Origin of the sequence: Kluyvera georgiana ATCC 51603 (assembly GCF_001654985.1) — a bacterium.
GTDB classification, from domain to species: domain Bacteria; phylum Pseudomonadota; class Gammaproteobacteria; order Enterobacterales; family Enterobacteriaceae; genus Kluyvera; species Kluyvera georgiana.
Genome location: NZ_LXEU01000053.1, coordinates 1 through 21,138 on the forward strand (window position 1 = coordinate 1; position 21,138 = coordinate 21,138).

Sequence of the window (21,138 nt, forward strand, 5' to 3'; positions counted from 1 at the left end):
GATGGCATCGATCTCGACTGGGAATATCCGGTCAACGGGGCGTGGGGGCTGGTGGCAAGCCAGCCGGCGGACCGCGATAACTTCACCACCCTGCTCAAAGAGCTGCGCGCGGCGTTTGGCAATAAAAAGCTGGTGACCATTGCCGTCGGCGCTAACGCCGAAAGCCCAAAAAGCTGGGTTGACGTTAAAGCCATCGCGCCATTGCTGGATTACATCAACCTGATGACCTACGACATGGCGTACGGTACCCAGTACTTTAACTCGAACCTGTACGATTCAACGCAGTGGCCAACGGTGGCGGAAGCGGATAAATACAGCGCCGATTTCGTGGTCAATAACTACCTCGCCGCCGGTTTAAAACCCAGCCAGATGAACCTCGGGATTGGTTTCTATGGCCGCTTACCGAAACGCAGCGTGGAACCGGGTATCGACTGGAGCAAGCCGGACGCGCAGAAAAACCCGGTGACTCAGCCTTACTTCGGCGCACAGGAAGTGGAGCTGTTTAAATCTCTCGGCGTCGATCTCAGCAAAGATACCTACGTGAAGTACAACGATATCGTCAGCAAGCTGCTGAACGACCCGCAGAAGCGCTTTACCGAGCACTGGGATGACCAGGCCAAGGTACCGTGGCTGTCGGTGCAGTCGGCGGAAGGCAAACCGCTGTTCGCGCTCTCCTACGAGAATCCGCGATCGGTCAGCATTAAAGCGGACTATATCAAGAGCAAAGGGCTGGCGGGCGCGATGTTCTGGGAGTACGGCGCGGACGACAACAACCAGCTGGCGAAGCAGCTGGCGGAGTCGCTGGGGATTAAACACTAAGGTCCCCCAACACGATAACCCGGTTACCAGTCCGGGTTATCGTTAATCGGCCAGCATTACACCGGCATTAAAATCCCGCTTTGCTCATGAATACGGTAGCCTGCGCCCGGGTGTGGAGCCTGAAGCCTGGCGCTACCGCCAAATAGCTTCTCGCGTAATGTCCCCTGGCGGTACTCGCGCTTATAGACGCCGCGTTTTTGCAGCTCTGGAATCAACAGTTCAACCACATCGGTAAAGGTTTCATGCGTGACCGCGTAGGCAAGATTGAAGCCATCCACGTCCGTCTCCTCCACCCACGACTGCAGCTCATCGGCGACCGTTTCCGCGCTGCCGACAATCAGCGGACCAAAGCCGCCGATACCGACCCACTCGGCCATGGCCTTTACCGACCACTGTTTATCTGGATCGGCGGTGGAGAAGGTATCGACCACCGACTGAATCGCATTGGTTTTGGCATAGGTGAACACTTCATCCGGCTGATATTGCCCGAAATCGATGCCCGCCCAGCCGGAGATCAGCGCCAGCGCGCCTTCGTAGCTGGTCCAGTTTTTATACTCCTGCCACTTCACCTGCGCGGCCTTATCCGTCTCGCCGACGATCGCCGTTTGCATATTGAAAATAAGAATACTGTGCGGATCGCGCCCGGCCTCCGCCGCGCGGCAACGAATATCCGCCACGGTCTTTTTCAGCGCGCTTTTTGACGGCGAAACCACAAACACGCACTCGGCATGGCTGGCGGCAAACTGCTTGCCGCGGCTGGACGCGCCCGCCTGATACAGCACCGGCGTGCGCTGCGGCGACGGTTCACACAGGTGATAGCCCGGCACGTCAAAGAATTTGCCATGATGATTAATGGCGTGAATTTTACTCGGATCGCTGAAAATACGCCGTTCGCGATCGCGCAGAATCGCCCCCTCTTCCCAGCTGCCTTCCAGCAGCTTGTAGATAACCTCCAGATACTCATCGGCATAGTCGTAGCGGGCATCGTGCGCCGTTTGCGCCTGTTGGCCAATATTGCGCGCGCCGCTTTCCAGATACGAGGTGACGATGTTCCAGCCTACGCGGCCTTTGGTCAGGTGATCCAGCGTCGAGAGACGGCGAGCAAACGGATACGGGCGCTCAAACGACAGCGAGGCGGTCAGGCCAAAGCCCAGATGCTCCGTCACCAGCGCCATTGGGGTAACCAGCGCCAACGGATCGTTTACCGGCACCTGCGCCGCCTGACGAATCGCCGCGTCGCCGTTGCCGTTATAGACATCGTAGACGCCGAGCACGTCGGCAATAAACAGGCCGTCAAACTTTCCGCGCTCCAGCAGACGTGCCAGGTCGACCCAATAGTCCAGATCCTTATACTGCCAGGATCGATCGCGCGGGTGCGCCCACAGCCCCGGCGACTGGTGGCCGACACAGTTCATATCAAAAGCATTCAGACGAATTTCACGTTGTGATGACATAACAATCTCTTCTGCGCCCGGTTGTTCCCGGCACAATAATGCGTTTATATCGGGGATCAGGCTGTCACGTTCTGACGGCTCGTCAGGGTTTGCAGCACCGTTTGCGCGACCTGTCGGGCATGTTCCGCCACCTGCGGGAGCCCCATCAGTTCGCCGAATCGCCCGCGCGCCGCCGGGCCGGCGACCCATATCGGCGAGGAAGCGCCAACCGCCTGCGAATGCGCGTTAACCTCAATGCCCATGCCCAGCGCATCCGGGCGAATCTGCCCATCCTGATGCAGTGCCGCCAGAAACGGCTGGCCCGCCACTAAATCGGCATGGTCTGGCCCGGTGGTGAGCACCAGATAGTCAACCTCTTGCCACACGGTGCCGCCGCTGCGCTGCGCCAGTTGAAGGCGAAGGGCCTCGCCTTCGACCGTCAGCGCCTGTAGCCGCGCCGCCAGCGAGCGGAAAGTGCCGTCCTCCCGTTTCTCCGCGATGGCTTGCGCCACCTGCGGCGCAATACGGTAGCGATGCACATCCCAGAAGCGACGCAGATGACGTAAAAACTGTCGCTTTTCCGCCTCCGTAAGCTTCTGCCAGATAGCCTGTCCCTGACCACGTACGGCATCCAGAACGGCCTGCCAGGGCAATCCCTGCGCCGCCGCACACGGGATGTCCTCGCGAATCTGCCGCAGGCGCTGGCGTAATGTGCCCGTCTGATAGTTGGCCTGCCATGCCGATGCGGCGAGCGGCGCGTTGGCTCGGGAGAGTAAACCATGGCGTGAGAAGGCAAGCGTTGTTCCCTGATGCCCCTGACGATGCAGCGTCGCAACAACATCCGCCATACTGAGCGCCGTCCCCATAATGGCGACCCGCGCGTTCAACGGAACGGCCGCCAGCGCGTTAGCGCGCCAGGGATTCGCAATCAGTCGAGGGTGCTGAGCGACGTGCTGGACCACCTTCGGCAGCCGTGGCGGCGGGTGGTTCACTGCCAGCACCAGACCATCGGCGCGCAGCCGCTGCCCCTCGGCGGTGATCACGCATCCGTCATGCCAGCCCACCGCGCGATCCCGTATATGGGTCAGGCTGCCGCTGTGCGCTTTTATCGCCTGTGCCAGATTGTCCTGGACGTAGCGACCAAATGCGCCACGCTGCGGGTAGACGCTCCCGTCCGCCAGCCGTGCGTGGGGGTCCTGCGGAAAATCGCCGTGCCGACGATACCAACGGTCGAATGCGCCGTCGTCGTCACCCGCCAGCTGCATGCGCGCGGCGGGAACGTTGATTCGATGCGCGGGATCGGTTGCCGAGTAGGCCACACCAAAACCGAGCGCGGGACGCGGCTCCACCACGCTAATGCGCAGGGCGCGGCGCGACTCGCGCAACAGATGAATGGCAACGGCCGCGCCGCTGAATCCGCCGCCGACAATCACAATGTGTGGTTCGCTTTCTGGTCGTGACATCGCAAACTCCTCAGCTGGCGCTCGCCTGCGGGACAGGGCGTTTCGCCCCACCGATGGTTTCGCCAAAAGGCCCGGTGTTAACCTGCCCCTTCGCGGAACGCGGCTGGGTGCTGGTGGGCAGCAGCGGCATCACCAGCTCAGCGAAGCGGTGCGCTTCTTCCAGATGCGGATAGCCGGAGAAGATAAAGTTGGTGATCCCCAGCGCCTGATATTCACGGATACGTTCGGCAACCTGCTGGGGATTTCCCACCAGCGCGGTCCCGGCACCGCCGCGAACCAGCCCGACGCCCGCCCACAGATTGGGTGCAATCCGCAGCTTGTCGCGATTTCCGTTGTGCAGCGCGCTCATGCGCGCCTGCCCGGTAGAGTCCATGCGGGCAAAAATCTGCTGCGCCTGAGCGATAGTGTCATCATCCAGGTGAGCAATCAGCTTATCCGCGGCGGCCCACGCCTCTTCCTCCGTCTCACGCACAATCACATGCAAACGGATACCGTACTCCAGCTGACGCCCCTTCTCTTACGCGCGAGCTTTCACGACCGCCAGCTTTTCCGCCACCTGCGCCGGCGGTTCACCCCAGGTCAGGTAGGCATCGATATGGTCGGCGGCAACGTCAATCGCCTCCGCCGATGAGCCGCCAAAGTACAGCGGCGGGCCATTGCGCTGCACCGTTGGGAACAGCACTTCCGCCCCTTCAACCTGAATATGCGTGCCGTGATAGTCCACCTTTTCACCGGCCAGCAGGCGACGGTAAACCTCGAGGAATTCATGGGTCACTTCATAGCGTTCGCTATGGCTGAGGAAAATACCGTCGCCTTTGTTCTCCACCGGATCGCCACCGGTCACCACGTTAATCAGCAGACGCCCTTCCGAGAGGCGGTCCAGCGTTGCGGCCATCCGCGCCGCCAGCGTGGGTGGCTGAAGCCCAGGGCGGACGGCCACGAGGTAGCGCAAATGACGGGTAATCGGCGCCAGCGCGGCGGCCACCAGCCAGGAGTCTTCGCAGCTTTTCCCCGTGGGGATCAGTACGCCGTAATAGCCGAGACTATCCGCCGCCAGCGCCACCTGTTGCAGATAAGGGAGATCCACCGGACGACCGCCTTCGGTGGTGCCCAGATACCGCCCGTCACCGTGGGTGGGTAAGAACCAGAAGACATTGATTTGTTCAGCGGCTTGTACTGTCATTATCCATTTCCTTTTATAACTATATTTTGTATTTATAGAAGCGGTTATCTTCATCAGTTATAAAGGAGATAGCGAAATACATGCCAATTTTACGAAGGATAAATACGGTTACTTATCAATGCATTAACAAAAAACCTCATCTCCGGAAACTGTTGCAAATGCAACACAGCGACGGCACCGACTGCCGCAATCGCGACAATCGCTCGCCTCCCCCCTCTGGAAACTTGCGCCGCCAACAGATACCGTCCAGACATGAACTTGCTGGAGAATTCCGATGCTCAACGCAGAACTCACATTATCCGGGCCCGCCCTGGTCGACCCGGCCTCACAGGCCTTTCAGAAGGTGCTGGCGCGACTTGCTCCCACCGACGCCACTGTACTGATCGTCGGGGAAACGGGGACCGGCAAAGAGGTGGTCGCCCGTTATCTCCACCGTCATAGCCCGCGGGCCAATGGGACTTTTCTGGCCGTTAACTGCGGCGCGTTGACCGAGTCGCTGGCCGAGTCAGAGCTTTTTGGCCATGAGAAAGGCGCATTCAGTGGCGCAACGCATACTCACCAGGGTTGGTTTGAGGCTGCGGAAGGCGGAACGTTATTACTGGATGAGATTGGCGAACTGAGCCTGTCGTTGCAGGTGAAGCTACTGCGCGTCCTCCAGGAGCGGGAGATTACCCGCGTCGGCTCCCACAAACCCATTCGCATTAACGTGCGGGTCGTGGCGGCGACACACGTCGATCTGGCACGCGCCATTCAGGAGCGTCGTTTTCGCGAAGATCTCTTCTATCGCCTGAATATCGCCGCCGTGACCCTGCCGCCATTACGCCAGCGCCGGCAGGATATCCCGGTTCTGGCGCACCATTTCGTGCAGCTTTACGCGCGCCGGCTCGGGCGCCCGGCGCAGCGACTTTCCGATCAAGCGCTTGCGCTGCTGCAGGACTATCCGTGGCCGGGGAACATTCGCGAACTGGAAAATACCCTGCACAATGCGGTACTGCTGAATCCGGATGTGGAACTGGGCCCTGAGCATCTTCGCCTCACCTCTGCGACCTCGGCGCCCTCCTCATCGCCTGCGCAACACGATGAACTGGGAGAGTTTATGCGCCGTCAGCTATTGGCCCACAGCGTCGCGCTGTACGACCGTATGCTGCGCGCCATGATTCAGGCGGCAATGAGTCAAAGCCAAAATAACCAGAGCCAGGCCGCACAGCTGCTTGGCGTCAGCCGCCATACGTTGCGCACGCAGCTGGCGCATCTGGGCGTCATCAAGCAGCGGCGCAAGACTGGAGAGCTGCTTGCCCCCACGCCGCGTGAGCGCGAACTGCGCATTGGCTACCAGCGGTTTGGCAATCTGGGCGTGCTGAAGGCGCGTCAGCTGCTGGAGCAGAATTTTGCCGAGCTGGGGATTAACGTGATGTGGAGCGAATATCCGGCCGGCCCGCAGCTGCTTCAGGCGCTCAGTCACAACGAAATTGATTTTGGCACCACCGGTGAAGCGCCCCCTATTTTCGCGCAGGCGAAAGACAACGCGCTTCTGTACGTGGCCTGGGAGCCCCCAGCGCCGCGGAGTGTGGCCATGGTCGTGCCCAACGCCAGCGATATACGCTCACTCGCACAGCTACGGGGAAAGCGCATTGCGCTGAATAAAGGTTCGAACGTGCACTGGCTGCTGGTGCAGCTACTGGAAGAAGCGGGTCTGGGCCTGGATGACGTTAAGATCGTCTACGCGCCGCCAAAATACCCGCTGACCGCCAGCGACTATCTGTCCGCCGATGCCTGGATGATGTGGGACCCGGTACTGAGCGCCGCTGAGCGTAGCGGGACGCTGCGCGTGCTGGCAACCGGTGAAGGCCGCGTCAGCAACCATCAGTTCTACCTCACCCGCCGACAGTATGCACAGCAGAACGAAGAAATTATTGCTGGCGTCGTGGCGGCACTGGTGAAAACAGGGAAATTTATTGACCGGCATCGTCTCGAGGCAGCGCAACTGCTGGCGGGAGAACTGGGGCTGGACACCGCATCGTTGGCCTGCGCCCTGGCGCGGCGCAGCCATCAGACGCGAGAAATGGACATGCAGGCCATCCGCGCACAGCAGACCATCGCCGACCGCTTTTACGCGCTGGGCCTGCTGAGCAGGCCCGTCGCGGTCAGAGAAGCGATGTGGTACGCCAGAGAACGGCTTATTGAACCGTGGGCGGCCGCTTAGTGCGTCTTAAACGTCGCAATTGGCTTCGGCGCAATGCCGAAGTCTTCCTTCAACTGCTGCTTGCTCTTCATCACCATCTGGCCGTTGGTATCAATGGTCATGTGCTGCGCGTCGCGGTTATTGCGTGACTGCCAGAGCATCACCAGCTGCAGACAGTTCTCTTTTTGCTCGTCGGTCAACGCCACGCCATCCGGCCATTTTCCCAGCTCCACCGCGGTGGCTAAACGCTGATAAATCTCCGGCGTCATGTTGTCGATCATTTGCTCAATATTCATGTTCAGCCCCCTCGCCTGTGGAATAATTTGCTGAATCGTTTCTTCAGCCTTTGGTGGAATCACCGTTTTCGTCATCCGTGAAGCTGAGCGACGCAGAGTTGACGCAAAAACGCTCACCGGTTGGCTGTGGGCCGTCGGGAAAGACGTGCCCCAGATGCGCATCACAGTTTCCGCAACGAATTTCAGTACGTTGCATGCCGTGGGAGTAATCGTTGAGATACCGAATGGCGGTTTCGCTCACCGGCTCATAGAAACTCGGCCAGCCGCATCCGGAATCATACTTGCTTTGGGAGTGAAAAAGCGGCGCATCGCAGACCAGACAGTGGTAAACCCCATCACGCTTGTTGTGCAGTAAACGCCCGGTAAACGGCGGCTCTGTGCCATGTTTCTGCGTGACGTAGAACTGCATTTCACTCAGGGTATTTTTCAGGTCATCCGGGGAAGGTTTATTCACCATTTTGCTCACATCTCGCTATGAAAAATACATTTACCAGGCGATTCTAACAAAACATTAACAATGAAGCGTGAACTTTTGTTCTAAACTTAATCGGCGTGAAAAGGCAGCCAGGTAATTGTGATAAACATCACATTTTTATCTCGCGTGCCCTTTAAAATTCCCGGCGCCGCCCTCATGTGGTTTCTAGCTCATAGGAAGAGTGAGACAGGTTAGTCGTGCAAAGCTTAGGCAGCAGATTGATTTGTCGCAATGATTGACACGATTCCGCTTGACGCTGCGTAAGGTTTTTGTAATTTTACAGGCAACCTTTTATTCACTAACAAATAGCTGGTGGAATATATGACTATCAAAGTAGGTATCAACGGTTTTGGCCGTATCGGTCGCATTGTTTTCCGTGCTGCTCAGGAACGTTCTGACATTGAGATCGTTGCAATCAACGATCTGTTAGACGCAGACTACATGGCTTACATGCTGAAATATGACTCCACTCACGGCCGTTTCAACGGTACCGTTGAAGTGAAAGACGGTCATCTGATCGTAAACGGTAAAAAAATCCGTGTTACCGCTGAACGTGATCCGGCTAACCTGAAATGGGACGAAGTTGGTGTTGACGTAGTTGCTGAAGCAACCGGTATCTTCCTGACCGACGAAACCGCTCGTAAGCACATCACCGCTGGCGCGAAAAAAGTGGTTCTGACTGGTCCGTCTAAAGACAACACTCCGATGTTTGTTAAAGGCGCTAACTTTGACAAATACGAAGGCCAGGACATCGTTTCCAACGCATCCTGCACCACCAACTGCCTGGCTCCGCTGGCAAAAGTTATCAACGACAACTTCGGCATCATCGAAGGTCTGATGACCACTGTTCACGCGACCACCGCAACTCAGAAAACCGTTGATGGCCCGTCTCACAAAGACTGGCGCGGCGGCCGCGGCGCAGCTCAGAACATCATCCCGTCCTCTACCGGTGCTGCTAAAGCTGTAGGTAAAGTACTGCCAGAACTGAACGGCAAACTGACCGGTATGGCGTTCCGCGTTCCTACCCCGAACGTATCCGTAGTTGACCTGACCGTTCGTCTGGAAAAAGCTGCTTCTTACGAAGAAATTAAGAAAGCAATCAAAGCTGCTTCCGAAGGCCCGATGAAAGGCGTTCTGGGTTACACCGAAGACGACGTTGTATCTACCGATTTCAACGGTGAAGTTTGCACTTCCGTATTCGATGCTAAAGCAGGTATCGCTCTGAACGACAACTTCGTGAAACTGGTTTCCTGGTACGATAACGAAACTGGTTACTCCAACAAAGTTCTGGACCTGATCGCTCACATCTCCAAATAAGTTGAGATGAGAAACTGATCCAAAAAGGCGACTTCGGTCGCCTTTTTTTATGGTTACGTTTTCAACACCAAGGATTGCATTATGATTAAGACAATTTTCGCTCTCCCGGTTCTCGAACAGCTTACCCCTGTGCTCTCTCGCCGCCAGTTAGACGAGCTGGACGTTATCGTTGTCAATCACCCAAAAGTAAAAGCCTCCGTGGCCTTCCAGGGCGCTCACCTGCTCTCCTGGAAACCTGAAGGTGAAGAAGAAGTGCTGTGGCTGAGCGGTAACACACCGTTCAAAAACGGCGTTGCCATTCGCGGTGGCGTACCGATCTGCTGGCCCTGGTTCGGCCCGGCGGCGCAGCAAGGTTTTCCGGCACACGGTTTTGCCCGTAATCTGCCGTGGGAGCTGAAAGCGCACAATGAAGACGATAACGGCGTGGTGTTAACCTTCGAACTGAAAAGCAGTGATGCCACCCGCCAGTACTGGCCGCATGAATTCAGCCTGCTGGCCCGATTCAAGCTGGGTAACACCTGCGAGATGGAGCTGGAAGCGCACGGCGAATTTGAAACCACCACCGCGCTGCACACTTACTTCAACGTCGGCGATATTCACGCCGTTAAAGTGAGTGGCCTGGGCGATCGTTACATCGATAAAGTGCAGAATGCCGAAATCGGCGAGCTGAGCGACGGTGTGCAGACCTTCCCGGACCGCACAGACCGCGTTTATCTGAATCCTGAAGCGTGCAGCGTCATCCACGATGCCTCGCTGAAGCGTGCAATTGACGTGATCCATCATCACCACGTCAACGTGGTGGGCTGGAACCCAGGCCCGGCGCTCTCCGTTAGCATGACCGACATGCCGGACGACGGCTACAAAACCTTCGTGTGCGTCGAAACCGCCTGTGCCAGTGCGGCCCAGAAAGCTACCGAAGAAAAACCGGCGCGTTTGTCACAGACCATTAAAGTCGCCAAACGCTAAGTCCCTGGTTACCCGGCTAAGCCATGCGACGCCGGGTTTTTGCCAAAACCTACACCACGTCCAGCGCGATCTTTGTCTCCGGTGCCGGAAACGCCCTCTCCAGACGCGTGATATCTTCCGCTGTCAGCGTTAATTGCAACGCCGCGGCATTCTCTTCTACGTGGGCGATGGTCGCCGCCTTAGGAATTGCCATGACCCCGTGATGGTGAATCACCCACGCCAGCAGCACCTGGGCAGGTGTCGCCTGGTGCTCGTAGGCAATACGCTGTACCGTAGCGTCTGCCAACAGGCCGCTGCGTAAACGGCCCGCCTGCGCCAGCGGGCAGTATGCCATCACCGGTACAGTCCGCGACTGACACCAGGGCAACAGCGAATACTCAATCCCCCGTGACGCCAGATGATAAAGCACCTGGTTAGCAGCACAGCCCGCGCCCCCCTCCACCGACCACAGTTCCTGCATATCATCCACATCAAGGTTAGACACGCCCCAGTGGCGAATTTTGCCTTGAGCGATCAGCGCCTGCATGCCCTCTAGGGTTTCCGCAAGTTCAAAACCGCCGCGCCAATGCAGCAAGTAGAGGTCGATGATCTCGGTACCCAGACGGCGCAGGCTGCCTTCACAGGCGCTGACCAGCTGCTTTCCCCCCGCGTTCCACGGATACACCTTGGATACCAGAAATACCTTATCGCGCAGACCGCGAATAGCCTCCCCAACCCTCTTCTCGGCTCCGCCTTCCGCGTACATTTCCGCAGTATCAATCACCGTGAGCCCGCATTCGATACCCGCCCGCAGCGCCGCTACCTCCTGCTGACGCCGCGTCGCATTTTCCCCCATATACCAGGTCCCCTGGCCAATCGCAGGTAGCGATTGACCGCAAAAAAGGATGTTACGGGCCGTCATATGCACCTCCTTTTCGGTTAGCGATAACTACCGTAAAGGATAACCGTTCAGTACATCGCCGTGTGGTTGCCCAAATTTCGCGCACCACCATCGTGCAGTCGCCTAACTCCGCCCTTTTTGGTGCAAAAAAAAGCCCGCCTGCTGGCGAGCTTTTATCCATCATCAACATTGACGATTAGAACGTGTAGGTGATACCGGTAGACAGCAGGCCGCTCCAGCTCTTATCAATCATCGGGCTGTCGGTGATTTCGTCAGACAGGCGGGTGTAACGCGCGGTGCCGTACACGCTCCAACTGCCGGCGAAGCGATAGTTCGCGCTCAGTTCCAGATACGGGTTCCAGCTGCTGTCCGGGCTATAGCTGCGCAGGCCGCTACGCGCCGATTCACGATGGGATACACCGTAGTAGTAGTCGTTCTGGTTCTCGCTGTTCCACTCAACCCCGATGCCCGGCGTCAAGGTCAGAGCGCCGTTGGTATAGCGGTAAACCCAGCCCAGATCCCAGACCAGACCGTTGCTTTTATCCAGCGTATCGCCCGCAAGCGTCGTGCGCAGAGAGCCGTACTGCGTGTGATGGAACCATGAAACACCGGCCATCATCGTCGACTGACGGCGATCCAGTCTGCGTAGTTGGCTATTGTCGCTGTCGCCTGGTTTGAAGTACATCGGCGACCAGTAGGCCGTCAGGGATAGTTGGTCGGTACCGTCATTCCACAGGTAGTAACCGCCGCCCAAGCCATGGAACCAGAAGTTGTCCCCTTCGTAACTGATAACCGGAACGGGATACACATCATGGTCGTATTGCTTGTAAGGATGCTCAACGATCCCCACGCCAGCGCCCAGCGTGAACTTACTCTCTGCCTGTACCGCAGTAGCAGAAGTGGCGATCAGGACCCCTAACGTTAGAAGTTTGATTCGATTCACAATCTGTAATTCCTTTTTATTCAACGTATCAACGGCGAAAGTTTACCTTTCACATTGCCCTACGACAAATTTTTTACCTGTAATTACACATTATGACTTGCCATTATCTCTGCCCATCATGGCAACAGGCTTGCAAATACGTGACAGCTATATGAAAGAAGAAAAAAGATGAAAAGATTTAATGCCCGTATTTTTTGATGAGTTATTGATATGTCATTGAAAATCGATTTTATCGCCATGCAAGTTTTGCAAATGCCATCTACGCTTATTTTTAGAAGGTGTAATTGCCGCGAACGTCATTGCTTATTGTCCGACAACCTGGCACACAGGTTGCTGGATCAAGGTTGAGCGTCGTTCGGCTTACCTCTTCCGGGAGCCCCCATTATTCATACCAACGGCTCTTAACCTGTGCTAAAAAACGAAAGGACGGCATGCCATGAATATATTCGATCACTATCGCCAGCGCTATGAAGCTGCCAAGGACGAAGAGTTCACACTGCAGGAGTTTCTTGCTGTATGTAAGCAAGATCGCAGTGCTTATGCTAACGCGGCAGAACGGCTATTAACGGCTATTGGCGAGCCGATAATGGTTGATACCGCCCAGGAACCGCGGCTTTCCCGTCTCTTTTCGAACCGAGTCATCGGGCGCTACCCGGCGTTCGAAGAGTTTTACGGCATGGAAGAAGCCATTGAGCAGATTGTTTCCTATCTGAAACATGCCGCCCAGGGACTGGAAGAGAAAAAGCAAATCCTCTACTTATTGGGGCCGGTCGGCGGCGGTAAATCATCGCTGGCTGAACGACTGAAATCCCTGATGCAGCGGGTGCCGATTTATGTGCTGAGCGCTAACGGCGAACGCAGCCCGGTTAACGACCATCCGCTGTGCCTGTTTAACCCGCAGGAAGACGCGCAAATTCTGGAAAAAGAGTACGGCGTGCCTCCCCGCTATCTTGGAACCATCATGTCGCCGTGGGCGGCGAAACGCCTGCACGAGTTTGGCGGCGACATCACCAAATTCCGTGTGGTGAAGGTATGGCCGTCCATTCTGGAACAGATTGCGATTGCCAAAACCGAACCGGGCGACGAAAACAACCAGGATATCTCTGCGCTGGTCGGTAAAGTCGATATCCGTAAACTGGAGCACTACGCGCAAAACGACCCGGACGCTTACGGCTACTCCGGCGCGTTGTGCCGCGCCAACCAGGGGATCATGGAATTCGTCGAGATGTTTAAAGCGCCGATTAAGGTGCTGCATCCGCTGCTGACCGCAACCCAGGAAGGCAACTATAACGGTACCGAGGGGATCTCCGCCCTGCCGTTTAACGGCATTATCCTCGCGCACTCGAACGAGTCTGAGTGGGTGACCTTCCGTAACAACAAAAACAACGAGGCGTTCCTCGACCGTGTTTATATCGTCAAGGTGCCTTATTGCCTGCGGATCTCCGAAGAGATCAAAATCTACGAAAAACTGCTTAACCACAGTGAGCTGACCCATGCGCCGTGCGCGCCGGGTACGCTGGAAACACTGTCGCGCTTCTCGATTCTTTCGCGTCTGAAAGAGCCGGAAAACTCCAGCATCTACTCGAAAATGCGCGTCTACGATGGCGAAAGCCTGAAAGATACCGATCCGAAAGCCAAGTCGTACCAGGAGTATCGTGACTACGCAGGCGTGGACGAAGGCATGAACGGCCTGTCGACGCGCTTCGCCTTTAAAATCCTCTCGCGCGTGTTTAACTTCGACCATGCCGAAGTGGCCGCCAACCCGGTGCATCTGTTCTACGTACTGGAGCAGCAAATCGAACGCGAGCAGTTCCCGCAGGAGCAGTCGGAACGCTATCTGGAATTCCTGAAAGGCTATCTGATCCCGAAATACGCCGAGTTTATCGGTAAAGAGATCCAGACCGCGTACCTCGAATCCTATTCCGAATACGGGCAGAACATCTTTGATCGTTATGTCACCTATGCGGACTTCTGGATTCAGGATCAGGAATATCGCGACCCGGATACCGGCCAGCTGTTCGACCGCGAGTCGCTGAACGCAGAACTGGAGAAAATTGAGAAGCCTGCCGGGATCAGCAACCCGAAAGACTTCCGTAACGAAATTGTCAACTTTGTGCTGCGCGCCCGCGCCAACAACAACGGTCGCAACCCGAACTGGACGAGCTACGAGAAGCTGCGCACGGTGATTGAGAAGAAAATGTTCTCCAATACCGAAGAGCTGCTGCCGGTTATTTCATTCAATGCGAAAACCTCAACCGATGAGCAGAAAAAGCACGATGATTTTGTCGATCGGATGATGGAAAAAGGCTACACCCGCAAGCAGGTCCGTCTGCTGTGCGAGTGGTACCTGCGCGTGCGTAAATCGTCTTAACAATCTGCCCGGTGGCGCGTGCGCTTACCGGGCCTACAACAATGTCCCGTAGGCCGGCGTTTCCGGCACTTACAGGCGCTGCAAGTTGGCAAATGCAGTACGGGAGGGATATATGACCTGGTTTATTGACCGGCGTCTGAACGGCAAAAACAAGAGCGCGGTTAACCGCCAGCGCTTCTTGCGCCGTTATAAAGCGCAAATAAAACAGTCGATCTCCGAGGCCATCAACAAGCGTTCGGTGACCGACATCGACAGCGGCGAGTCCGTCTCTATTCCGACGGATGATATTAGCGAACCTATGTTCCATCAGGGACGCGGAGGATTACGCCATCGGGTTCATCCCGGTAACGACCACTTTGTACAAAACGATCGCATCGAGCGCCCTCAGGGCGGCGGCGGAGGTGGCGGTAGCGGACAGGGCCAGGCCAGCGCCGACGGCGAAGGCCAGGACGAGTTTGTGTTTCAGATTTCCAAAGACGAGTATCTGGATCTGCTGTTTGAGGATCTGGCCTTGCCGAATCTCAAACGCAACCAGCAGCGCCAGCTTACCGAATATAAAACCCACCGCGCAGGCTTCACCTCTAACGGCGTGCCCGCCAATATCAGCGTCGTGCGTTCGCTGCAAAACTCCCTTGCCCGCCGTACCGCCATGACGGCAGGCAAGCGCCGTGAACTGCACGCGTTGGAAGCCACGCTGGATGAAGTCGCGAAAAGCGAGCCGGCGCAGCTGCTGGAAGAGGAGCGTTTACGCAAAGAGATCGCCGAGCTGCGGGCGAAGATCGATCGCGTACCGTTTATCGACACTTTTGACTTACGCTACAAAAACTACGAGAAACGGCCAGAGCCCTCCAGCCAGGCGGTGATGTTCTGCCTGATGGATGTTTCCGGTTCGATGGATCAGTCCACTAAAGACATGGCAAAACGCTTTTATATCCTGCTCTATCTGTTCCTGAGCCGAACCTATAAAAACGTCGAAGTGGTCTACATTCGTCACCACACCCAGGCCAAAGAGGTGGATGAGCATGAGTTCTTCTACTCTCAGGAAACGGGCGGCACCATCGTCTCCAGCGCGCTGAAGCTGATGGATGAGGTGGTTAAAGCACGCTACGACCCGGCGCAGTGGAACATCTATGCGGCACAGGCGTCGGATGGCGATAACTGGGCGGATGACTCACCGCTGTGTCACGAAATTCTGGCGAAGAAAATTCTGCCGGTGGTGCGTTACTACAGCTATATCGAAATCACCCGCCGGGCGCATCAGACCCTATGGCGCGAGTATGAACATCTGCAACAGACGTTCGATAACTTTGCCATTCAGCATATCCGCGATCAGGAAGATATTTACCCGGTGTTCCGCGAGCTGTTCCACAAACAGGGTAGCACCATCAAGGATTAATAAAAAAATCAGCCAGTTAACTTGTTTTCTGGCTGATTTCTTCACCTACGACGAGACGTCAAGATGGGGAGATAATTCCCCCAGGCATTCAGAATGCGCCTCCCCTAAACACTGCCGCATGCAGTCAATGAATATCTCCATCGCGGGACTCAGCGTTCTGTCGGCATGATAGGCGCAAAGCGCCGTTATCGTCATCGGCGCGGCGGAAAAAGGAAGCCTTATCAACTCGCCGGATTCCAGTTCCCGCAATACGCTGAAAAGAGGCAGGAATGAGATCCCCAGATTGCTGGCCACGCAGCGTTTAATGCTCTCAATGCTCCATAGCTCAATCGTGTTGTCTAACGTGATCTTTCTTTCGCGGAGCGTCGATTCGAAGAGTTGCCTGAAAACGCACTGCGGTTCATTGATAATGAAACTGAGCGGAATATGCTGATTCTTTCTGGTGAAATCAACGCCCTGCAGCTCCGGGGATGCCACCAGCACCAATTCCTGTTGGCCAAAATATTCCTTGTGCAGCGCTTCATCATGGCCCACGCGGTAAAAGACGCCCAGATCCGTATTATCGTTGAGCAGCGCGTCCCGAATGGCATAACAGTTTACCGACTGGAGAGAAAGACGCACTTTTGGCGCTTTAATCCTCAGCAGTTTCAGAACCTCCGGCATTTTGTAGGCGAGTAAGGTTTCCCCAACCATCACCCGAAGGTCCCCGGCGATCTCTTCCTCGCGATCGGAAATCTGCCGAATCCCCTCCAGCACATGCGTCAGTTCTCTTACCCTTGGCAGGAGCAATTTCCCCGCAGGCGTGAGAACCATTCGGCGCCCCACTTTCTCAAATACCGAGTATGACAGTTCCTGTTCCAGCTGTTGGATCTGAAAAGTGACGGTAGATTGCGTGCAGCACAGCTTGCGCGCGGCCTGAGCAAACGACCCTTCTTCAACAACCGTTTTAAAAGTGATGAAACGACGCAAGTCCATAGATTCCTCTCACGCAAACACATCGAAATACTGAAAGTCTGACATTTAAAACATTCGCTTTTTTGAATGTTTTTACGCGGCTAATATGCAGCAGAAACAAGGAGAATACAATTGACCACTCTCATTATTAGCAGCTTTTTAACCTATACCCTCATTACCGCGCTGACGCCCGGGCCTAACAATATCCTCGCGTTAAGTTCGGTCAATCAGCATGGTTTACGCCGTAGTGTTCGCGTCCTGGCCGGTATGAGCGCTGGCTTTCTGGTGCTGATGCTCCTTTGCGGTCTGTTTACCTATGCGCTGATCAGCGTGATGCCATCCATCACCCGATGGCTGGTGTGGGTAGGCGCGGCGTATATACTCTGGCTGGCCTGGAAAATAGCGACCAGTTCATCAGCAGCAGAAGCCAATACGCAGCCTTTAGGATTTTGGCTCAGCTTTGGTCTTCAGTTTGCCAACGTGAAGATCATTCTTTACGGTATTACGGCGCTGTCCGCTTTCGTATTACCCTATACGCAGGATATGTTCTGGGTCATCGCCGTCAGCGTGCTGCTGGCCGTGATTGGCAGTCTGGGGAATCTGATCTGGGCGCTGGCTGGCCATCTGTTTCAGTCATTGTTTCGTCGGCATGGCCGGAGCGTGAATATCGTCCTGGCGCTGCTGCTGGTGTATTGTGCCGTCAGGATGTTTGTCTAACCTCTCGTGCAATGCGTGACGAGGAATGGGAATAAAAGGAGATAAATCAGCAGCCTCGTCACAGGTCGTCCTCACCCGATATTCGTAATACATTCTCATAGCTAATGCTTCGCTAGTGATAGCGCCCCGCACATGGTAAAATTTCCCATTACACGGAAGAACTCATCATTTCGCCATGAAACTGCAAAACAAAATACTCCGCTTCGTGATTTCATCCGGCGTGGTAATACTCACATCTTCATTTCTAATCTATGAGTTGATCTCAAGCCATCGGGATATGACGGATTATATGCGATATATCATAGACAAAGGAGAATCGGCCTTTCTCTATGATAAATATCAGAACCAGCTGATTATATCGCAACTCTCGAGAAAGATGGATGAAGCCCCTACCGCCGATGCGGCCATGAGAGCTTGTGACAGCGTGCAGCGCCGCGGCGAGGTGGTTGGTCTGAACATTGACGGCCATAACTACTCACCGCTCAAGGGTTCATTAACCGCAGGCAAAACGCCCTGCTCGCAGTGGGTTCAGGACCTCCCGATGCTTCAGGCATTTGATAGCGCAATTAGCAACGATATTGTCTGGAATCCTCTGCTGCCTGACGATCTCAGACCGGAAAAGCGTTTTCGCTATTATATTGATATGGTGAATCAATATATTTATTTTAATTCACCGGTCATAATTAAAGACCCTACTTTAACCAGCTGGAATTTTCTTTATGGCGCACGCCTGGGAATTTCATCAGCCAGTCTGGAAAATTTATTTCTTGGCCGTACGGTGGTCTCCAGTATTTATGTCGACACCTTCACTCGTAAGAATATCTTAACTTTTCTGACCCCCGTTTATCGTCAGGAGCAGTTGAAAGGTATCGTCATGGTCGACCTGTCACATCAGGACATGCGTGAGATTTTCTACACTCGCGATCGCCCGCTGGTCTGGCGTTATCTCGATATCTCCTTTACTGATTCCGACAACAACGCCAATATCGAAGTCCAGCGCAGCGCAGCGCATCTGCTGAGCTATGTTCACTACTCACGCCCGCTGGCGGAGAACATGCGCGTGGAGCTGTCGCTGGACGTGACCTATTTCTTGCTCAGTTCCTGGAAGCTGTTCCTCTTCTACTTGCTCACCACCGCTGCGCTGCTGCACCTGGTACGCACCCATTTCCGTCTTTATCGGATGGTCAGCAAAGAGAACATCAGCGATTCGCTCACCGGGTTGTATAACCGTAAAATCCTCTCACCGGTGCAAAGCATGCGCCTGCAGCGGCTGACCGAACAGGGCGCGAGCATCGTGATCATCGCGTTGGATCTGGATAAACTGAAGCACATTAATGACACCTGGGGGCACAACGAGGGCGACCGGGCGATCATCCTGCTGGCGCAGGCCATTTCCGCGACGGTACGCAAAAGCGACTATGCGGTGCGTCTTGGCGGCGACGAGTTCTGCATAATTCTGGTGGACTATGACGAAGAGGACGCGCAGTTGATTCCGCAGCGAATCAAGCATCAACTGGCGCTTATCGACGAAGACAACCGCGTCAGCTTCTCGTGGGGAGCGTACAAAATGCGCGTTGGGGACAATCTCGACGGCGCGATGGAGATCGCCGATCGGCGTCTGTACCAGCAGAAAAATCAGCGCCACAGCAAGAGCGGGGCGCATCAGGGGAAAAAACATGATTGAGCCAGTATCACCCAATATCCACCAGCAGCTGCTCGCCCTGCTCGACGAGCAGCAGGCGCGTTATCGAGTCATGGAGCATGAAGCGGTAGGAAAATGTGAAGCCGTGTCAGAAATACGCGGCACCGCGTTGGGCCAGGGGGCCAAAGCGCTGGTGTGCAAGGTGAAGGGCAACGGCGTGAATCAACACGTGTTGGCGATTCTCGCCGCCGACCAGCAGGCCGATCTTTCGCGCCTCGCGCAGTATGTTGGCGGCCTGAAGGCCTCGCTGGCCAGCCCTGCCGAAGTGGACGCGCTGACCGCCTGCGTTTTTGGCGCTATCCCGCCATTTAGCTTTCATCGCGCCCTGCGACCGATCGCCGACCCGCTGCTGTTTGAACGCTATCACGAGATCGCCTTCAACGCCGGTAGCCTGGAGAAATCGGTCATTCTCAACACCGCCGACTACCTGCGTATTGCCCAGCCGGAGCTGGTTGCCTTCCGCCGTCAGTCCTGACGCCCTCTCTTCAATCTGACTTAATCCCTTCATTTGCCGGATATCAATCCGGTGAATGAATCGTTGCGCTCGTGTTACGTACTTTTGTTACCGGTATCACGTAAAGCAGTTTACGTAAACGTAATACGGAATATCGCAATTGTTAACTCCCCGCTCCCATCCACACTATATAGCGTCTTTCCCCACAATCGTACCTTAACGACACCAGGTGACCTGATGAATACGAAAGTTACCCGTAAAGAAAAGATCAGCTATGGATTGGGCGACATGGCCAGCCACATCGGGCTGGATAACGTCATTATCTTCTTAACCTTCTACTATACCGACGTGGTGGGCCTACCGGCCGCCTTTGTCGGCACCATGTTCTTACTGGCCCGCACCGCCGACGCCATCATCGACCCGGCAATGGGCTATATGGCCGACCGCACGCGTTCTCGCTGGGGTAAATTTCGCCCGTGGATGCTGTGGCTGGCCTTGCCGTTTGGCGTAAGCTGCCTGCTGACTTACGCCGTACCACAGTCGCTGGATATGTCCGGCAAAATGATTTTTGCCAGCGTCAGCTACACCTTTATGATGCTGATGTATACCGCCATCAACATTCCCTACTGTTCGATGGGCGCGGTGATCACCCCGGATAACGACGAACGTATCTCGCTGCAGTCCTGGCGCTTTTTCCTGGCGACCCTCGGCGGCGCGATGTCGACGTTCTTTATGATGCCGCTGGCCGAATATCTCGGCGGCGCGGATAAACTGGCGGGCTATCGCTGGGCCATGGCGATTATGGCCAGCGCCGCGGTCATCATGTTCTGGTTCTGCTTTGCCAACACCCGCGAGCGCATTAAAGCCCCCGCTACCCACAACAACTATCTCGCGGAACTCCGTGATTTGCTGCGCAATGACCAGTGGCGCGTTGTCGCCGTGCTGGTGATGACCAACATCGGTTTCGGCGTTATCCGCCTGGGCGCGATGATGTATTTCGTCACCTACTATCTTGGTAACGCCGCCTATTTTATGTGGATGCTGGCCGCGCACATTATCGGCAAGGCCGCCGGCAGCCTGCTGGCGAAACGCTTGACCCGCAATGCCAATAAGGTACAGATGTTCGGCTACTGTTCCGTGCTAGCCGGTCTATTGAGCATCGGGCTGTTCTTCGCGCCGAAAGCGGTGCTGGTGCTGGTTCCGCTTACCTTTATCGTCTCTACTCTTTATCAGTCTACGACCACCCTGATGTGGGTCATGATGGCCGATGTTGCCGACTACGGCGAATGGCGTCAGGGCAAGCGCATGGACGGTATTATTTTCTCGACCTTCCTGGCCGTGCTTAAGCTGGGTATGGCGCTGAGCGGGGCTATCGTCGGCTGGACGCTCGGCTTCAGCGGCTACGTCGCCAACGCGGCGGAGCAAACGCCGCTGGCGATGCACTGCATCGTCGCGCTCTTTACCGTGGTGCCGGGGCTGCTGTCGCTCGGCGCATTCATCACCCTGCGCTGGTACAAGCTCGACGACCACACCATGCAGGAAATCAATCTCGCGAAAACCCAATCTCTCGTTAAAGGATGAGCCAAC

Annotated in this window: 17 protein-coding genes and 1 pseudogene; 10 read left to right on the plus strand and 8 right to left on the minus strand. The window is 55.7% G+C overall.

The window, feature by feature from the left end:
- A partial coding sequence (locus tag M989_RS13790; protein ID WP_245191265.1) for a glycoside hydrolase family 18 protein occupies positions 1-819 on the plus strand: 819 nt, incomplete at its 5' end.
- A gap of 56 nt (positions 820-875) precedes the next feature.
- On the opposite strand, the gene M989_RS13795 is transcribed toward M989_RS13790, so the two are convergent.
- From M989_RS13795 to ssuD, 3 genes and pseudogenes are all read right to left on the minus strand, one after another.
- The gene (locus M989_RS13795; RefSeq protein WP_064546236.1) at positions 876-2,273 is read right to left on the minus strand and encodes an LLM class flavin-dependent oxidoreductase; all 1,398 of its coding nucleotides are present in this window, start codon (positions 2,271-2,273) and stop codon (positions 876-878) included.
- A 56-nt stretch (positions 2,274-2,329) separates the two neighbouring features.
- Entirely contained in the window at positions 2,330-3,715 is a 1,386-nt protein-coding gene (locus tag M989_RS13800) for an FAD/NAD(P)-binding protein (protein ID WP_064546238.1), read from the minus strand.
- A gap of 10 nt (positions 3,716-3,725) precedes the next feature.
- Positions 3,726-4,898 (minus strand): annotated as a pseudogene (ssuD, locus tag M989_RS13805) (FMNH2-dependent alkanesulfonate monooxygenase).
- A gap of 274 nt (positions 4,899-5,172) precedes the next feature.
- On the opposite strand from ssuD, the gene M989_RS13810 reads away from it, so the two are divergent.
- Positions 5,173-7,101 carry a sigma-54-dependent Fis family transcriptional regulator gene (locus M989_RS13810; RefSeq protein WP_064546240.1) on the plus strand — a complete coding sequence of 643 codons (1,929 nt, stop codon included), beginning with the start codon at positions 5,173-5,175 and terminating at the stop codon, positions 7,099-7,101.
- Here the strand turns inward: M989_RS13810 and M989_RS13815 are convergent.
- The gene (locus M989_RS13815) at positions 7,098-7,376 is read right to left on the minus strand and encodes a YeaC family protein (RefSeq protein WP_064546242.1); all 279 of its coding nucleotides are present in this window, start codon (positions 7,374-7,376) and stop codon (positions 7,098-7,100) included. The two genes, M989_RS13810 and M989_RS13815, sit on opposite strands and share 4 nt — an antisense overlap.
- Positions 7,377-7,419: 43 nt before the next feature.
- The gene (gene msrB / locus M989_RS13820) at positions 7,420-7,833 is read right to left on the minus strand and encodes a peptide-methionine (R)-S-oxide reductase MsrB (RefSeq protein ID WP_064546244.1); all 414 of its coding nucleotides are present in this window, start codon (positions 7,831-7,833) and stop codon (positions 7,420-7,422) included.
- A gap of 339 nt (positions 7,834-8,172) precedes the next feature.
- On the opposite strand from msrB, the gene gapA reads away from it, so the two are divergent.
- Positions 8,173-9,168, plus strand: coding sequence for a glyceraldehyde-3-phosphate dehydrogenase (gene gapA / locus M989_RS13825; RefSeq protein WP_064546246.1), 996 nt, complete (start codon positions 8,173-8,175; stop codon positions 9,166-9,168).
- 81 nt (positions 9,169-9,249) lie between these two features.
- On the plus strand, positions 9,250-10,134 hold the full coding sequence (locus M989_RS13830; protein ID WP_064546247.1) for a D-hexose-6-phosphate mutarotase: 885 nt from the start codon (positions 9,250-9,252) through the stop codon (positions 10,132-10,134).
- A gap of 49 nt (positions 10,135-10,183) precedes the next feature.
- Here the strand turns inward: M989_RS13830 and M989_RS13835 are convergent, their stop codons facing one another.
- Positions 10,184-11,035: an aldo/keto reductase gene (locus tag M989_RS13835; protein WP_064546248.1), complete on the minus strand. Its 852-nt coding sequence runs from the start codon at positions 11,033-11,035 to the stop codon at positions 10,184-10,186.
- Between the two features lie 175 nt (positions 11,036-11,210).
- Positions 11,211-11,957 (minus strand): MipA/OmpV family protein, encoded by a 747-nt coding sequence (locus M989_RS13840; protein WP_064546249.1) that lies wholly within the window; start codon positions 11,955-11,957, stop codon positions 11,211-11,213.
- 436 nt (positions 11,958-12,393) lie between these two features.
- Here M989_RS13840 and yeaG point away from each other — a divergent pair, with 436 nt between their 5' ends.
- Positions 12,394-14,328, plus strand: coding sequence for a protein kinase YeaG (yeaG, locus tag M989_RS13845; RefSeq protein ID WP_064546251.1), 1,935 nt, complete (start codon positions 12,394-12,396; stop codon positions 14,326-14,328).
- A gap of 112 nt (positions 14,329-14,440) precedes the next feature.
- Positions 14,441-15,724, plus strand: a complete 1,284-nt coding sequence (locus tag M989_RS13850; RefSeq protein WP_064546253.1) for a YeaH/YhbH family protein — start codon at positions 14,441-14,443, stop codon at positions 15,722-15,724.
- A 45-nt stretch (positions 15,725-15,769) separates the two neighbouring features.
- On the opposite strand, the gene M989_RS13855 is transcribed toward M989_RS13850, so the two are convergent.
- Entirely contained in the window at positions 15,770-16,699 is a 930-nt protein-coding gene (locus M989_RS13855; protein WP_064546255.1) for a LysR family transcriptional regulator, read from the minus strand.
- Between the two features lie 111 nt (positions 16,700-16,810).
- Between M989_RS13855 and eamB the strand changes: the two genes are divergently transcribed.
- The 4 genes from eamB (at position 16,811) to M989_RS13875 (ending at position 21,132) form a co-directional block, all read left to right on the plus strand.
- Positions 16,811-17,395: a cysteine/O-acetylserine transporter gene (gene eamB, locus M989_RS13860; RefSeq protein WP_064546257.1), complete on the plus strand. Its 585-nt coding sequence runs from the start codon at positions 16,811-16,813 to the stop codon at positions 17,393-17,395.
- A gap of 175 nt (positions 17,396-17,570) precedes the next feature.
- The gene (gene dgcJ / locus M989_RS13865; protein WP_064546258.1) at positions 17,571-19,079 is read left to right on the plus strand and encodes a diguanylate cyclase DgcJ; all 1,509 of its coding nucleotides are present in this window, start codon (positions 17,571-17,573) and stop codon (positions 19,077-19,079) included.
- A complete protein-coding gene (locus tag M989_RS13870; protein WP_064546260.1) occupies positions 19,072-19,572 on the plus strand; it encodes a YbaK/prolyl-tRNA synthetase associated domain-containing protein in 501 nt (166 codons plus the stop codon). Before dgcJ ends, M989_RS13870 begins: the two co-directional genes overlap by 8 nt.
- Positions 19,573-19,788: 216 nt before the next feature.
- Complete coding sequence (locus M989_RS13875; protein WP_074398798.1) at positions 19,789-21,132, plus strand: glycoside-pentoside-hexuronide (GPH):cation symporter; 1,344 nt, start codon at positions 19,789-19,791, stop codon at positions 21,130-21,132.
- The last annotated feature ends 6 nt before the right edge of the window (positions 21,133-21,138 follow it).

Coding starts and splice junctions, on each gene's coding strand:
- msrB (WP_064546244.1), bottom strand. CDS start 7,833: ATGGTGAATAAACCTTCCCCGGATGACCTGAAAAATACCCTGAGTGAA.
- M989_RS13835 (WP_064546248.1), bottom strand. CDS start 11,035: ATGACGGCCCGTAACATCCTTTTTTGCGGTCAATCGCTACCTGCGATT.
- M989_RS13830 (WP_064546247.1), top strand. CDS start 9,250: ATGATTAAGACAATTTTCGCTCTCCCGGTTCTCGAACAGCTTACCCCT.
- M989_RS13815 (WP_064546242.1), bottom strand. CDS start 7,376: ATGAATATTGAGCAAATGATCGACAACATGACGCCGGAGATTTATCAG.
- M989_RS13875 (WP_074398798.1), top strand. CDS start 19,789: ATGAATACGAAAGTTACCCGTAAAGAAAAGATCAGCTATGGATTGGGC.
- yeaG (WP_064546251.1), top strand. CDS start 12,394: ATGAATATATTCGATCACTATCGCCAGCGCTATGAAGCTGCCAAGGAC.
- M989_RS13850 (WP_064546253.1), top strand. CDS start 14,441: ATGACCTGGTTTATTGACCGGCGTCTGAACGGCAAAAACAAGAGCGCG.
- M989_RS13795 (WP_064546236.1), bottom strand. CDS start 2,273: ATGTCATCACAACGTGAAATTCGTCTGAATGCTTTTGATATGAACTGT.
- dgcJ (WP_064546258.1), top strand. CDS start 17,571: ATGAAACTGCAAAACAAAATACTCCGCTTCGTGATTTCATCCGGCGTG.
- M989_RS13810 (WP_064546240.1), top strand. CDS start 5,173: ATGCTCAACGCAGAACTCACATTATCCGGGCCCGCCCTGGTCGACCCG.
- M989_RS13800 (WP_064546238.1), bottom strand. CDS start 3,715: ATGTCACGACCAGAAAGCGAACCACACATTGTGATTGTCGGCGGCGGA.
- M989_RS13855 (WP_064546255.1), bottom strand. CDS start 16,699: ATGGACTTGCGTCGTTTCATCACTTTTAAAACGGTTGTTGAAGAAGGG.
- gapA (WP_064546246.1), top strand. CDS start 8,173: ATGACTATCAAAGTAGGTATCAACGGTTTTGGCCGTATCGGTCGCATT.
- M989_RS13870 (WP_064546260.1), top strand. CDS start 19,072: ATGATTGAGCCAGTATCACCCAATATCCACCAGCAGCTGCTCGCCCTG.